Source organism: Fructilactobacillus sp. YLN 2507 (assembly GCF_059614085.1).
The window spans coordinates 988,196-1,003,713 of the sequence record NZ_CM184303.1; the positions used below are offsets into that span (position 1 = coordinate 988,196).

The window sequence follows — 15,518 nt, forward strand, 5'->3', positions numbered from 1 at the left end:
GTAATCGTCCTATTGTAAACGTTTTTGTCCGCCATTACGGATTTGTTTAATTAATTTAATTTTGTTATCCCATGCCTTTTGCGAAAGGTCGACTGGATATTGTTCTGGATTAAGCATCCGTTTATACTCAGGCCATAATAACTCACGAACTTTATCAGCATGTTGTTTAGTATCTTTTAAAGTAGGGACTTGATAAACTAATTTTCCATCAACAAAGATGTCCTTTAATAGTGGTTCCGCGTTAAAATCTGTAATCGTTTTGTTAATGTACGTATACTGAGGATGAAACATATAAAGTTCTTTTTCTCGCCGAGGATCTTCACTTGCTAACGTTACGTAGTCACCTTCTGATTTACCATCTTGCTTTTCAGTGATTCGCCAAACTTGTTTCTTACCTGGAGTAGATACTTTTTCCGCATTATTTGAAAGCTTAATCGTATCAACCATTTTTCCAGCCTTATCTTCTACAGAAACTAATTTATAAACCGCACCCAAAGCTGGTTGATCAAAGGCTGTAATAACCTTTGTCCCCACTCCCCAAACGTTAATTTTAGCATGCTGCATTTTTAAACTGCTAATCGTATATTCATCTAAATCATTAGAAGCATAAATTTTTGCGTCCGGATAACCAGCTTTGTCAAGCATTTCACGAACTTTTTTAGAGATATAGGCCATATCTCCAGAATCAATTCGAACGCCGTTAAAGTTAATTTTATCACCCATTTCACTAGCAACCCGAATTGCTTCTGGAACCCCACTTTTTAAAGTATCAAAAGTATCAACTAAAAACACACAATCTTTGTGAGTTTCCGCATATGCCTTAAAAGCATCGTAATCATTCCCAAATGATTCAACTAAAGAATGTGCATGAGTTCCAGAAATTGGAATCCCAAATTCTTTGCCGGCTAAAACATTGGAAGTTGCATCAAATCCGCCAATATAAGCAGCTCGCGTCCCCCATAAAGCAGCCGAAACTTCCTGCGCTCTTCGTGAACCAAATTCAAGAAGAGGATCACTACCAGCAACACTACGAATTCGGGCTGCTTTAGTCGCAATTAAAGTTTGATAATTAACAATATTTAAAATGGCAGTTTCAACTAGCTGACATTCAGCAATCGTTCCTTCCACTTGCATAATAGGCTCATGATTAAAAACTAAATCCCCTTCAACTGCTGACCGAATCGTTCCTTTAAACTTAAAATTTCGTAGGTATTCTAAAAATTCAGATGAATAATCTCCTACTTTATTTAAATATTCAATATCTTCATCGGTAAATTTTAAGTTTTCAAGATAATCGATGACATGCTTTAATCCTGCAAACACAGCATAACCATTTCCAAAAGGCATATCACGAAAATAAACTTCAAAAACTGCATGACGATTTTGCATTTTTTTTGCAAAATAAGTTGCCATCATATTAATTTCATAATCATCAGTATGCAAAGTGAGATTTGCATTAACATCTATAGTTGCCATTTTTTTATTCCTCCAGAATAAAACAAACCAAGAAATTCAATTATGATTTAATTCTAACATTAAAAGTAATAAAGTAAAAAACACCAATCTCATTTTGGCTAATTCCGTATCTATTTATTTAAATAAAATTCAAAGCGTTGGGCAACGTATTGCGTTTCAACAAATTCAAGTGGCTGTTGATTTTTCAAATATGAAATTTGTTTCAATTTCAAAATCGGATCTCTGGGTTTAATAGTTAATAATTCTGCGACTCGTGAACTTGCTAAAATAGCTGAAATATATTGTTTGGCACTCACCGGAATCAGTCCCTTTTGTTCAGCTAACGAACGATAAAATGATTCAGTTACATCAACTTGATTCATCCCCTTAATCAAATCTGCTCTAACGGTAGTTGTTTCTAAACAAATCGGTTCCCCATCACCAAAACGCAACCGTTCCATACGCAAAACTCGTTCATTATTTTTTAATTCTAAGACACTTGCCTCTTTAAAAGTTGGTTCAATAATTTTATAAGATAATGTTTGACTACTTGGTTTCTTACCCTGAGCTTCCATAGTTTCTGTAAAGCTAGAAATACCAGACATATGCTCCTGAACTTTTTGACTAGTTACAAAAGTTCCTGATCCAATTGCATGGCGCAATAAGCCCTCATCAATTAAAGTTTGAACTGCTTGTCTTAAGGTCATTCGACTAACCCGATAACTTTCTGCCAATTTTCTTTCAGAAGGAATTTGGGTACCTAATGGCCATACTCCCGTTTCAATTTTTTGTTTAATGTCGTTGTGAATTTTTATGTAAACTGGTAAATCCATAAATCCTCCTATAAAAAAAATCGACTGACAATACGTCAGTCGATTTACCTATTGGGCTAGCTGGGATCGAACCAGCGCATACTAGGATCAAAACCTAGTGCCTTACCGCTTGGCCATAGCCCAAAAATAAAATGGAGGGGAGTGGATTCGAACCACCGAACCCGAAGGAGCGGATTTACAGTCCGCCGCGTTTAGCCAGACTTCGCTACCCCTCCGCATTGATTAATTGATTAGGTCACCCAATCAACATATATAATATTAATGGATAACGATGATCTTGTCAACAAAATATCGAAAAAAATCCAAATTTTTTTCGATATTTGCTAGGCGTTAAACTTACCCTAGTTTTTAATAAAAAAAGACATCAAAAAAAGCCTGAATTCAATTAAAATTTAGACTTTTAAACAAAAATTTATTTAGATTATTCTACATTTTCCATCAAGCTTAAAATTGGTTTTACAAAGAATAGTAAGACTACACTAGCTCCAATAGCAACTAACCCAATAATTCCAAAGTAAGCAATTTCGTGTCCTGGTGTATAAAAACGAGCAATTTGAGAATTAACTGCTTGTCCAGCAGCATTTGATAAGAACCACATACTTAACATTTGGGCACCAAAAGCTTTTGGTGCAAGTTGTGTCGTAACTGACAAACCAATTGGAGAAATTAACATTTCACCAATTTCAATAATGGCCCAACTACCAACTAACCAAAGTGGATTAATTTTAGCAGATGTTCCAAAAAGCATGAGTGGAATTACCATAAGTAAAAATGATAAACCTGAGAAGAACAAACCATAGGCAAATTTCTGTGGAGTTCTTGGTTGACGCTTACCCAACTTATTCCACAAAATTACAAATAATGGAGTATAAAGCATGATAAACAACGGGTTCAATGATTGATACCAACTTGGATCAATTTTTAACCAACCTAAGTTGTTATTTGTTTGACTAGCAGCAAAACTTGCTAAAATACTTGAACCAGATTCTTCAATTCCCCAAAAAATCATGGCACCGATAAATAGTGGTATGTAGGCAAGTACTTTCTTATGTTCATCTGCTGTAACTTTCTTGCTTTTTAACATAATTACGAAATAAATAATTGGCGTTACAATTGCTATAATACTTAAAAGCGTAACAAAGTTGTCAATAGTAAGAATTCCCATCAATTTCATAACAGTTATAACGGCAGCGAAAGCAATTAAACCGGCAATAATCTTAAAAACTGCTGATTTTGTTTCCCCAGAAAGTAATGGATCAGAAGGTTTTTCACCATCATCACCAAGGGTTTTATTACCACCAAAGTAGTAGAACAATAATCCAAAGAACATTCCAAATGCTGCAAGTGAGAATCCAACATGATAATTGTATGAAGTAGAAACCCATCCACATACTAGTGGTGAAATGAAGGCACCAAAGTTAATCCCAAAAACAAAAATTGTAAAAGCACTTTCACGTCGTAAATCTTCTGGTTTATATAGCTTACCAACCATATCAGAAATATTAGGTTTTAAAAGCCCAGTTCCTAAAGTAATAAAGGCAATCGAAGCAAATAGCCCCGTTAATCCAGCCGGAAGTGATAACGAAATGTGCCCTAACATGATTAAAATTCCACCATACAGAACCGTCCGACGACTTCCTAAAATTCGATCACTAATGTACCCACCAATTACGGATGCAAGATAAACTAATGATCCATAAATTGCCATAATTGACAAACCAGTGGTTTGAGATAGTCCCAAACCACCCTCTGAAACTTTAGCAACAATGTAAAACAATAGGATAGCTCGCATCCCATAGTAACTAAATCTTTCCCAGAATTCGGTTCCGACTAAAGCCGCTAAACCCTTCGGTTGTCCAAAAAACGCATGATCCATATCTTTTTTATTTTCCAAAATTATCTCTCCTAATTAAGAATATAAAAACAATTATACTCTACATCCTTTGTTTATACAAACTGAACATTTGTATATAAACTAACTAAAAAACGACTTAATCAAATTAGTTAAGTCGTTTTATTAGTTAGTTAGTAATTATTTTAGAGCATATCTAAATAACGATCCCGTTCCCATTGAGAAACGTTTTGACTGTAAGCACTCCATTCCATGTTTTTAGCATCTAAGAAATTCTGATAAATATGAGGACCCATAGCATCTTCCATTAAAGGATCTTTAGCATATTCAACTAATGCATTGTGTAATGAAGTTGGTAATTTTTCAATGTGATCAAGTTTAAGTTCTTTTCCATCCATTGAATAAATATTACGATCAACTGGTTCTTCTGGTTCAATCTTATTTTTGATTCCATCTAATCCGGCTTTTAAAATGGCAGCAATAGCTAAATATGGATTAGCTGAAGGATCAACACTTCTTAATTCAAGTCGAGTTCCCTTACCACGAGCGATGGGAACTCTAATCATTGGAGAACGGTTAGCACCCGACCAAGCAATATATACTGGAGCTTCAAATCCAGGAACTAATCGTTTGTATGAGTTAACTGTTGGATTACATACAGCAGTTAGAGCTTTTGCATGTTTCAATAATCCACCTAAGAAATAATAAGCAGTTTGTGATAATTGGCCTTCCCCATTTTCATCATAGAAAGCATTTTTTCCATCTTTATCAAAGAGTGACATGTTCATATGCATTCCAGAACCATTAACCCCATTCAAAGGTTTAGGCATAAAGGTTGCATATAAGCCATAACGTCGAGCCACGGTTTTAACAACCATTTTGAAAGTCTGAATATGATCAGCAGCAGCTACTGCATTATCATATTCAAAATCAATTTCATGTTGTCCTGGGGCAACTTCGTGATGAGATGCTTCAACTTTAAAGTTCATTTTTTCAAGCTCAAGCACCATATCACGACGAACGTTAGCAGCTAAGTCCATTGGTGCTAAATCAAAATAGCTTCCTTTATCATTTAGTTTTTCGGTTGGACGACCATTTTCGTCTAATTCAAATAGGAAAAACTCTGGTTCAGGTCCAATGTTAAAATCGCTAAACCCTAATTCTTGCATTTCTTCAAGAACACGCATTAAATTATTACGAGGATCTCCAGCAAATAATTCGCCATCAGCAGTATATACTGAACAAGTAATTCTTGCTACTTTACCGTGCTCGTCACCCCAAGGAAATACCATCCAGGTATCAAGATCTGGATGTAAATACATATCACTTTCTTCAATTCTCACAAAACCATCAATTGAAGATCCATCAAACATTAACTTTCCTGCCAATAATTGATCTAATTGACTAATTGGAACTTCAACATTTTTAACTGTTCCAAGTAAATCAGTAAACATTAAACGAAGAAAACGAACATCTTCATCTTTAACCATTCTTTTAATATCTTCAGGTGTATATTTGACTGTCTTTTCCATTACCCTATCTCCCTTTTATAAATGACCGTGTTTGAATTGAGGATTTTTATCAACATAGAAGCCACCGGCTTTCATGATATCATCATGAAGGTACTCACGAACTCTTTCATCACTAACACTTTGCCGTTGATTATTTTGCTTATTAGCTAAACGACGACGTTGTTTTTCGTAAACACGCTTTACCTGTTCAATATTCATTCCTTCATCCAAGTAATCTTTCACTTCTAGAATTCGATCAATATTATTCAATGAATAAAGGCGACGATTACTTTCAGTACGCTTAGATTTTACTAAACCACAATCATCATAATATCTAATCTGGCGCGCTGTTAGCGATGTTAATTTCATTACTGTACCCATCGGCAAAACTGCCATTGAGCGTCTTAAATCTTTTTCACTCATATCAATAGCTCCTCATTGATAGTAATCATAGAAGTATTTAAATAAATGGTCAACTATTAATGTAACATTTTGTGACATAAGAAAATAAAAAAAAAGAAATACATCAAATGATTTATTTCTTTTTTTGAATGTATGCAACTTGTATACCATAAATTACATACTATTCTATGTTATGCAATATGAATTATATCAACAATGTTTTTATACAAGCATTATCGATAATAGTAAATAGATATCCTTAATATGCTGATTAGAGGAGTCGAACCTCCGACCTTCGGTTTACGATGCCGATGCTCTACCAACTAAGCTAAATCAGCAAAAATATTAGCATATAAATCAAAAGCGCTAACCAAGCAGTTAACGCTTTTGATTTAACTCCGACAGGCGGGCTCGAACCGTCGACAACCTGATTAACAGTCAGGTGCTCTACCAACTGAGCTATGTCGGAATAATAGACGCGCGGCAACGTCCTATCCTCGCAGGGGGCGATCCCCCAACTACTTTTGGCGTGCTGAAGCTTAACTTCTGTGTTCGGCATGGGAACAGGTGTATCCTTCAGGCTATCGCCACCACACTACTTTTTTGTGAGAACTTCGTTCTCTCAAAACTAGACAATATTATTTTCTTCCGATTAACTTCCATTGAATCTTCATTCTACTTGGTTAAGTCCTCGACTGATTAGTATTAGTCCGCTTCACGTATCACTACGCTTCCACTTCTAACCTATCTACCTGATCATCTTTCAGGAGTCTTACTTCCATATAGGAATGGGAAATCTCATCTTGAGGCGAGTTTCACACTTAGATGCTTTCAGCGTTTATCTCATCCATACATAGCTACTCAGCAATGCGCCTGGCGGCGCAACTGATACACCAGCGGTATGTCCATCCCAGTCCTCTCGTACTAGGGACAGCTCCTCTCAAATTTCCTGCGCCCGCGACGGATAGGGACCGAACTGTCTCACGACGTTCTGAACCCAGCTCGCGTACCGCTTTAATGGGCGAACAGCCCAACCCTTGGGACCAACTACAGCCCCAGGATGCGATGAGCCGACATCGAGGTGCCAAACCTCCCCGTCGATGTGAACTCTTGGGGGAGATAAGCCTGTTATCCCCAGGGTAGCTTTTATCCGTTGAGCGATGGCCCTTCCATTTGGTACCACCGGATCACTAAGTCCGACTTTCGTCCCTGCTCGACCTGTATGTCTCGCAGTCAAGCTTGCTTTTGCCTTTACACTTTTGGAATGATTTCCAACCATTCTAAGCAAACCTTTGAGCGCCTCCGTTACTATTTAGGAGGCGACCGCCCCAGTCAAACTGCCAACCAGACACTGTCTCCGCGCACGATCAGTGCGCAGGGTTAGAGTGTTCACATAACAAGGGTAGTATCCCACTGACGCCTCCACCGAGACTAGCGTCCCGGCTTCTATGGCTCCTACCTATCCTGTACAAGTTATGTAAACACCCAATATCAAGCTACAGTAAAGCTCCATGGGGTCTTTCCGTCCTGTCGCGGGTAACCTGCTTCTTCACAGGTATCTTAATTTCACCGAGTCTATCGTTGAGACAGTACTCAAATCGTTACGCCTTTCGTGCGGGTCGGAACTTACCCGACAAGGAATTTCGCTACCTTAGGACCGTTATAGTTACGGCCGCCGTTTACTGGGGCTTCATTTCGGTGCTTTGCCGAAGCTAACACTTCCACTTAACCTTCCAGCACCGGGCAGGCGTCAGCCCATATACTTCATCTTACGATTTTGCATAAACCTGTGTTTTTGATAAACAGTCGTTTGAGTCTTTTCACTGCGGCTGGCCGTGAGGCCAGCACCCCTTCTTCCGAAGTTACGGGGTCATTTTGCCGAGTTCCTTAACGATAGTTCTCTCGCTCACCTGAGGATACTCTCCTCGACTACCTGTGTCGGTTTGCGGTACGGGTAATTAATTACTAACTAGAAGCTTTTCTCGGCAGTGTGACGTCAGATCCTTCTCTACTTAAATTTCGATCCTCATCATCGCTTGTCAACTCGCTTAAAAGCATTTAACTCTTAAACTGACTTACGATTTGAACACACCTTTCCATTCGTGTGCTAATCTTAGCCTACTGCGTCCCTCCATCGTTCAAACATAATTAACTAGTACAGGAATCTCAACCTGTTATCCATCGCCTACGCTTCTCAGCCTCGGCTTAGGTCCCGACTAACCCTGGGTGGACGAGCCTTCCCCAGGAAACCTTAGTCATTCGGTGGATCAGATTCTCACTGATCTTTCGCTACTCATACCGGCATTCTCACTTCTAAGCGCTCCAGCAGTCCTTACGGTCTACCTTCATTGCCCTTAGAACGCTCTCCTATCACGCAACGTAGTTGCGTCCGCAGTCTCGGTAATATGCTTAGCCCCGGTAAATTTTCGGCGCAGAATCACTCGACTAGTGAGCTATTACGCACTCTTTAAATGGTGGCTGCTTCTGAGCCAACATTCTAGTTGTCTATGCAACTCCACTTCCTTTTCCACTTAGCATATATTTAGGGACCTTAACTGGCGGTCTGGGCTGTTCCCCTTTCGACGATGGATCTTATCACTCATCGTCTGACTCCCGGACATAAATCAATGGTATTCGGAGTTTATCTGAACTCAGTAATCCTAGATGGACCCCTTGCTCAAACAGTGGCTCTACCTCCATGATTCTAATTCCGAGGCTAGCCCTAAAGCTATTTCGGAGAGAACCAGCTATCTCCAAGTTCGTTTGGAATTTCACCGCTACCCACACCTCATCCCAGCACTTTTCAACGTACACGGGTTCGGACCTCCGGTGCGTATTACCGCACTTTCATCCTGGACATGGGTAGATCACCTGGTTTCGGGTCTACGGCAACATACTATGGCGCCCTATTAAGACTCGCTTTCGCTACGGCTCCGCTTTTTCGGCTTAACCTTGCATGCAACTGTAACTCGCCGGTTCATTCTACAAGAGGCACGCCATCACCCATTAACGGGCTCTGACTGCTTGTAGGCACATGGTTTCAGGAACTATTTCACTCCCCTTCCGGGGTGCTTTTCACCTTTCCCTCACGGTACTGGTTCACTATCGGTCACTAGGGAGTATTTAGCCTTGGGAGATGGTCCTCCCAGATTCCGACGACGTTTCACGTGTGTCGCCGTACTCAGGATCCTGAACTGAGGGTATTTGATTTCATTTACGAGACTATCACTCTCTTTGGTGTAGTTTCCCAACTACTTCAACTATCAAATACTTTTGTAACTCAAATGTTCAGTCCTACAACCCCGAACCACAAGGGTTCGGTTTGGGCTATTCCCCGTTCGCTCGCCGCTACTTAGGGAATCGAAATTTCTTTATATTCCTGTGGGTACTTAGATGTTTCAGTTCCCCACGTCTGCCTCTGCATAGCTATGTATTCACTATGCAGTGACCAGTCATAACACTGGTCGAGTTTCCTCATTCGGAAATCTCCGGATCAAAGCTTACGTACAGCTCCCCGAAGCTTATCGCAGTTAGTTGCGTCCTTCATCGGCTCCTAGTACCAAGGCATTCACCATGCGCCCTTATTAACTTAACCTATAATCCGACGGATTATAAATTATTTGAGTTTTAGCGATTAAAACTAATTAAAAAACTCAAAAATAACACAATGGTTATTTCTCGGTTCAATTATATAAAAATATAATTATTACAGAAAATAATATTATCTAGTTTTCAAAGAACAAAAATGACACTAACGTGTCAATGGAGAATAGCGGGATCGAACCGCTGACCCCCTGCTTGCAAAGCAGGTGCTCTCCCAGCTGAGCTAATTCCCCATAATATTCAAAACCGACTTTCCGGTATGGGCCTAAGTGGACTCGAACCACCGACCTCACGCTTATCAGGCGTGCGCTCTAAACCAGCTGAGCTATAGGCCCAAAAAAGCGAATACTATGAATATTTAAATAAGAGAGTAGATACTCTCAAAACTGAGCAAGATTTTGATTAATGTAAGGTTCCGAATTATTCCTTAGAAAGGAGGTGATCCAGCCGCAGGTTCTCCTACGGCTACCTTGTTACGACTTCACCCTAATCATCTGTCCCACCTTAGGCGGCGGACTCCTAAAAGGTTATCCAACCGACTTTGGGTGTTACAAACTCTCATGGTGTGACGGGCGGTGTGTACAAGACCCGGGAACGTATTCACCGTGGCATGCTGATCCACGATTACTAGCGATTCCAACTTCATGCAGTCGAGTTGCAGACTGCAATCCGAACTGAGAACGACTTTAAGAGATTAGCTTGACCTCGCGGTTTCGCAACTCGTTGTATCGTCCATTGTAGCACGTGTGTAGCCCAGGACATAAGGGGCATGATGATTTGACGTCGTCCCCACCTTCCTCCGGTTTATCACCGGCAGTCTCTCTAGAGTGCCCAACTTAATGCTGGCAACTAAAGACAAGGGTTGCGCTCGTTGCGGGACTTAACCCAACATCTCACGACACGAGCTGACGACAACCATGCACCACCTGTCATTCTGTCCCCGAAGGGAACCTCTAATCTCTTAGAGTGGCAGAAGATGTCAAGTCCTGGTAAGGTTCTTCGCGTAGCATCGAATTAAACCACATGCTCCACCGCTTGTGCGGGTCCCCGTCAATTCCTTTGAGTTTCAACCTTGCGGTCGTACTCCCCAGGCGGAATGCTTAATGCGTTAGCTGCGGCACTGAAAGGCGGAAACCTTCCAACACCTAGCATTCATCGTTTACGGCATGGACTACCAGGGTATCTAATCCTGTTTGCTACCCATGCTTTCGAGCCTCAGCGTCAGTTACAGACCAGATAGCCGCCTTCGCCACTGGTGTTCCTTCATATATCTACGCATTTCACCGCTACACATGAAGTTCCACTATCCTTTTCTGCACTCAAGTTTATCAGTTTCCGATGCACTTCTCCGGTTAAGCCGAAGGCTTTCACATCAGACTTAATAAACCGCCTGCGCTCCCTTTACGCCCAATAAATCCGGACAACGTTTGCCACCTACGTATTACCGCGGCTGCTGGCACGTAGTTAGCCGTGACTTTCTGGTTAGATACCGTCACACTGTGAGCAGTTACTCTCACAGCCGTTCTTCTCTAACAACAGAGTTTTACGAGCCGAAACCCTTCTTCACTCACGCGGCGTTGCTCCATCAGACTTTCGTCCATTGTGGAAGATTCCCTACTGCTGCCTCCCGTAGGAGTATGGGCCGTGTCTCAGTCCCATTGTGGCAGATTACCCTCTCAGGTCTGCTACGTATCATTGCCTTGGTGAGCTATTATCTCACCAACTAGCTAATACGCCGCGGGTCCATCCAAAAGCACTAGCACCAAGGCCAGCTTTCAAACAAGAACCATGTGGTTCTTGTTGTTATACGGTATTAGCATCTGTTTCCAGGTGTTATCCCCTTCTTCTGGGCAGGTTACCCACGTGTTACTCACCAGTTCGCCACTCAGTCGGATCCAAAATCAGTTTGGTGCAAGCACCAAACTTCAAATGGGCGACTTCGTTCGACTTGCATGTATTAGGCACGCCGCCAACGTTCGTCCTGAGCCAGGATCAAACTCTCATTTTAGAAATGAGAACTTTACTAGCTCTTATTTATTTGTTTTTGCAAATTGACATTGCATTTGTTTAATTTCTAAACCAAGTTTAAAAATTATCCTTACACTTTATTGTAATCAAAATCTTGTTCAGTTTTCAAAGATCTACTCAAGCACCATTTACAGCGCATATAATATATTACATTGTTAAATATAAAATGTCAAGAAATAAATTCTTTTTCCATCAAAAAACAACTATAAGTTATCACGAACAAATAATATATTACCTGCTTCTTTTATAATTGTCAATAATCTGAAAAAAATAAATAAAAAGCGCTTGAATTCGAATTGAATTCAAGCGCTAACCAAAATTATTAATTTTGATCTTCCTCTGGACGCATAGTTGGAAACAATAAAACATCACGAATAGATGGTGCATCAGTTAAAAGCATTACTAAACGATCAATTCCAATTCCCAGTCCTCCAGTAGGTGGCATTCCATATTCCAAAGCTTTAATATAATCTTCATCAATGCCTTGAGCTTCATCATTTCCCGCTTCACGTTCTGCAACTTGAGCTTCAAAGCGTTTTCTTTGATCAATTGGATCATTTAATTCAGAAAAGGCATTAGCATATTCATTACCAAGAATATAAAGTTCAAAACGATCAGTAAATCGAGGATCAGTAGCATTTTTCTTTGCCAATGGTGAAATTTCAATTGGATGACCATAAACAAACGTAGGATCAACTATCGTTGGTTCAACAAACTCTTCAAAGAATTCATTAATGATATGTCCAACTTTCCAATAATTTTCATATTTTACATGATGTTCATCTGCTAATTTACGAGCTTCATCAACTGACATAGTTGGCCAAAAATCAACTCCCGTAACTTCTTTGATAGCATCAACCATATGAATACGCTTATAAGGCTTATCTAAGTCAACTTCATTCCCTTGATAAGTGACTTTCCCATTATCAGTAACTACTTTAGCAGCTGCCCGGAAGATTCCTTCAGTTTCATCCATAACATCTTTAAAGTCAAAGTAAGCAGCGTAACTTTCTAATTCTGTAAATTCAGGATTATGTTCTTTATCCATACCTTCATTTCTAAAAACTCGACCAATTTCGTACACACGACCCATTCCTCCTACGATTAAACGTTTAAGGTGAAGTTCAAGGGCAATTCGAAGATATAATTGAATATCTAAAGCATTGTGGTGAGTAATAAATGGACGAGCAGATGCTCCCCCAGCAGATGCATGCAATACTGGCGTCTCTACTTCTGTAAAATCCATTTCATTATCTAAAAAGTTTCTAATGGCACTGATAATTTTAGCTCGTTTTTGAAAACGATCAAAACTTTCACGATTAGAAATTAGATCCAAGTAACGTTGACGATACTTTTGCTCTTTATTTTGCAAGCCATGAAATTTATCGGGAAGGGGGCGAAGTGCTTTTGATAAAAATGTTACATCAGTAACCTTAATGGTCAATTGTCCCATATCAGTCTTGATTACTTCACCAGTAAACCCGAGAAAATCACCAATATCTGAACGTTTAAAGACATGATATTTTTCTTCTCCAACAATATCTTTACGAATATAAATTTGAATTCTGCCAGAACGATCTAAAATATCAGCAAATCCAACCTTACCACTTCCACGTTTAGCTACCATCCTACCGGCAATGGTAACTGTCACATCTTTAGCTTCTAATTCTTCTTTTGAATATTTGTCATATTCTTCAGTTAAATTCTTTGCCAAAGCAGTTGGCTTGAATTCATGACCGAAAGGATCGATTCCCTCTTCACGTAATTCGTCCATTTTTTCATGACGAACCCGCATTTGATCATTCATTTGTCTTTCTTGTTTTCTTTTTTGCTTAGGATCTTGAGCCACTATAATTCCTCCAAACTACTAAATAACTAGTTTAATTTTAACATAACTAAACTCGTTCATGCGTTCTCACTGAACGTTTTTTATTCCGAGCTTCTGTTTGTGCTACAAAATCGTCCATAATTTTAATCATTTCATCCTCAGTTTCAGCACTAGTAATTGCAACTTTAGCTCTAGCAGAATGCGAATAACCCTTTAAATAATAAGCTGCCTGTCCTCTAAATTGATGAACTCCAACATAATCACCTTTAAGTTCAACCAATCCATGTAAATGGTCTTTAGCAACCTGCATTTGATCTGCAATTCCAGGAGTTGGTAATAATTCGCCAGTTTCAAGGTAATGCTTAGTTTGTTCTAAAATCCAGGGATTACCTTCCACTGCACGACCCATCATTACTGCAGTGGCACCTACTTCATCTAACATCTGTTTTGCCATTTGAGGAGAAGTAACGTCTCCATTTCCAATGAATGGAATTGTCAATGCATCAGAAACTTCCTTTAAAATTTCCCAGTTAGCATGACCCATATACATTTGTTCCCGGGTTCGTCCATGCATGGCAACTGCTGCTGCACCAGCTTTTTCTGCAGCTAATGCATTTTTAACTGCATACAAATGTTCATCATCCCAGCCAGTTCTCATCTTAACTGTAACTGGCTTTTCAACCGCTGCTGTCACCGCTGAAACCATTTCATAAACCTTATCGGGATTTAATAACCAGCGAGCTCCAGCTTCACACTTAATAACTTTATTAACTGGACACCCCATGTTGATGTCAATTACATCAGCTTCAGTTTTTTGATCGATAAATTTAGCAGCATTAACTAATGTATCCTTATTCCCGCCAAAAATTTGAATACTCATGGGATGTTCAGTTGCCTCTACATTAACCATATCAAGGGTCTTTTGGTTATTGTACATAATTCCCCGATCAGAGATCATTTCGCAAACCACTAATCCAGCACCAAATTTTTTACAAATCAAACGAAATGCCGAATTAGTTACTCCAGCCATTGGTGCAACAACTAGTGGATTATCAATTTGAACATTTCCTAATTTCCAAGTTCTATCTTTACTCATTAACTTTTTTCCTTTTCATTCATCATTTTAATTAAATCTTCTTCAGTAAAATTATATTTTTTCCCACAGAAATTACAAACCACTTCTGCACCATGGTCTTCATCGATTAATTGTTGTAAGTCTTTTTTACCAATTCCTGAAATGTCTTGAGCAAACTTTGCTTTGGAACAATTACACTCAAACGATACTGGAAGTTGTTGTACAATGTTTAAATTATCTTTTCCAAACACTGCATCAAGAATCTGTTCAGGATTAGAGTCTTCATTTAACATAGTAGGGATACTAGGAAGTTTCTTTAACTTCTTTTCTAAGCTAGAAATAGCATCAGAATCAGCTCCCGGCATAGTTTGAATCAAAAATCCACCTGCTTTTTCGACTTGATTTTTACCATTAATATCAACTGAAACCCCTACTACAGAAGGAATTTGTTCTGACATCGCTAAATAATAAGTAAAATCATCGCCGATTTCACCACTTGCTAAAGGAACACTACTAGTATATGGCTCTTTTCCGCCTTGATTCTTCAAAACTTCCAAAAACCCATCAGTTCCAACCCCTTTTGCCACATCAATTTTTCCAGCTTTATTCAAAGGTAAGTTAACGTGAGGATGTTGAATGTATCCTTTAATGTGACCATTTGCATCAGCATCAAGTACCATAAAACCAACGGGACCTTGGCCATTCAAACGAACTGTCATAGTTTCTTTTCCCTTAAGTGCTGAATTAGCTAACAATAACGTTGCTATTAAAGTTCTTCCTAAGGCTGCCGCTGAAGTACTCCATAAATCATGATTTTTTTGTGCGTAATCAACTACACCAGTAGCATTAATCGCATATACCCGAAAATTCTGATCTTTAGTCAAAGCTTTAACTAGTACATCATTTTCCTTCATTTTAATTTCTCCTTAAA

General features: G+C 39.3%; 8 protein-coding genes, 6 tRNA genes and 3 rRNA genes. All 17 read right to left on the reverse strand.

Features of this window, described 5'->3' with window-relative positions; translation table 11 throughout:
* Positions 1-9 precede the first annotated feature (9 nt).
* Complete coding sequence (locus AC0GLY_RS05160) at positions 10-1,476, reverse strand: nicotinate phosphoribosyltransferase (protein WP_496611123.1); 1,467 nt, start codon at positions 1,474-1,476, stop codon at positions 10-12.
* Between the two features lie 110 nt (positions 1,477-1,586).
* Entirely contained in the window at positions 1,587-2,288 is a 702-nt protein-coding gene (locus AC0GLY_RS05165) for a GntR family transcriptional regulator (RefSeq protein ID WP_496611124.1), read from the reverse strand.
* Between the two features lie 51 nt (positions 2,289-2,339).
* Positions 2,340-2,411 (reverse strand) — tRNA-Gln (locus tag AC0GLY_RS05170).
* A 9-nt stretch (positions 2,412-2,420) separates the two neighbouring features.
* Positions 2,421-2,503: transfer RNA gene (locus AC0GLY_RS05175), tRNA-Tyr, on the reverse strand.
* A gap of 206 nt (positions 2,504-2,709) precedes the next feature.
* The gene (locus tag AC0GLY_RS05180; RefSeq protein WP_496611125.1) at positions 2,710-4,182 is read right to left on the reverse strand and encodes a peptide MFS transporter; all 1,473 of its coding nucleotides are present in this window, start codon (positions 4,180-4,182) and stop codon (positions 2,710-2,712) included.
* Between the two features lie 143 nt (positions 4,183-4,325).
* Positions 4,326-5,672 (reverse strand): type I glutamate--ammonia ligase, encoded by a 1,347-nt coding sequence (glnA, locus tag AC0GLY_RS05185; RefSeq protein ID WP_496611126.1) that lies wholly within the window; start codon positions 5,670-5,672, stop codon positions 4,326-4,328.
* A 15-nt stretch (positions 5,673-5,687) separates the two neighbouring features.
* Positions 5,688-6,074, reverse strand: coding sequence for a MerR family transcriptional regulator (locus AC0GLY_RS05190; protein WP_496611127.1), 387 nt, complete (start codon positions 6,072-6,074; stop codon positions 5,688-5,690).
* Between the two features lie 244 nt (positions 6,075-6,318).
* A tRNA-Thr gene (locus AC0GLY_RS05195) sits at positions 6,319-6,391 on the reverse strand.
* Positions 6,392-6,449: 58 nt separating this feature from the next.
* Positions 6,450-6,522 (reverse strand) — tRNA-Asn (locus AC0GLY_RS05200).
* Positions 6,523-6,531: 9 nt separating this feature from the next.
* A 5S ribosomal RNA gene (rrf, locus tag AC0GLY_RS05205) occupies positions 6,532-6,648 on the reverse strand.
* Between the two features lie 84 nt (positions 6,649-6,732).
* A 23S ribosomal RNA gene (locus AC0GLY_RS05210) occupies positions 6,733-9,648 on the reverse strand.
* Between the two features lie 168 nt (positions 9,649-9,816).
* Positions 9,817-9,889, reverse strand: a tRNA-Ala gene (locus AC0GLY_RS05215).
* Positions 9,890-9,916: 27 nt separating this feature from the next.
* Positions 9,917-9,991 (reverse strand) — tRNA-Ile (locus AC0GLY_RS05220).
* Between the two features lie 96 nt (positions 9,992-10,087).
* A 16S ribosomal RNA gene (locus AC0GLY_RS05225) occupies positions 10,088-11,664 on the reverse strand.
* The 16S, 23S and 5S rRNA genes sit together here with 4 tRNA genes alongside, the layout of an rRNA operon.
* A gap of 342 nt (positions 11,665-12,006) precedes the next feature.
* A complete protein-coding gene (gene lysS / locus AC0GLY_RS05230; protein WP_496612256.1) occupies positions 12,007-13,491 on the reverse strand; it encodes a lysine--tRNA ligase in 1,485 nt (494 codons plus the stop codon).
* A gap of 88 nt (positions 13,492-13,579) precedes the next feature.
* The gene (gene dusB / locus AC0GLY_RS05235) at positions 13,580-14,608 is read right to left on the reverse strand and encodes a tRNA dihydrouridine synthase DusB (protein WP_496611128.1); all 1,029 of its coding nucleotides are present in this window, start codon (positions 14,606-14,608) and stop codon (positions 13,580-13,582) included.
* A complete protein-coding gene (gene hslO, locus AC0GLY_RS05240; RefSeq protein WP_496611129.1) occupies positions 14,608-15,501 on the reverse strand; it encodes an Hsp33 family molecular chaperone HslO in 894 nt (297 codons plus the stop codon). The genes dusB and hslO overlap by 1 nt, the downstream gene beginning before the upstream one ends.
* Positions 15,502-15,518: the final 17 nt, after the last annotated feature.

Excerpts from the sequence above, each read along its gene's own strand:
- glnA (WP_496611126.1), bottom strand. The coding sequence starts at position 5,672 with ATGGAAAAGACAGTCAAATATACACCTGAAGATATTAAAAGAATGGTT.
- hslO (WP_496611129.1), bottom strand. The coding sequence starts at position 15,501 with ATGAAGGAAAATGATGTACTAGTTAAAGCTTTGACTAAAGATCAGAAT.
- dusB (WP_496611128.1), bottom strand. The coding sequence starts at position 14,608 with ATGAGTAAAGATAGAACTTGGAAATTAGGAAATGTTCAAATTGATAAT.
- AC0GLY_RS05190 (WP_496611127.1), bottom strand. The coding sequence starts at position 6,074 with ATGAGTGAAAAAGATTTAAGACGCTCAATGGCAGTTTTGCCGATGGGT.
- lysS (WP_496612256.1), bottom strand. The coding sequence starts at position 13,491 with ATGAATGATCAAATGCGGGTTCGTCATGAAAAAATGGACGAATTACGT.
- AC0GLY_RS05160 (WP_496611123.1), bottom strand. The coding sequence starts at position 1,476 with ATGGCAACTATAGATGTTAATGCAAATCTCACTTTGCATACTGATGAT.
- AC0GLY_RS05165 (WP_496611124.1), bottom strand. The coding sequence starts at position 2,288 with ATGGATTTACCAGTTTACATAAAAATTCACAACGACATTAAACAAAAA.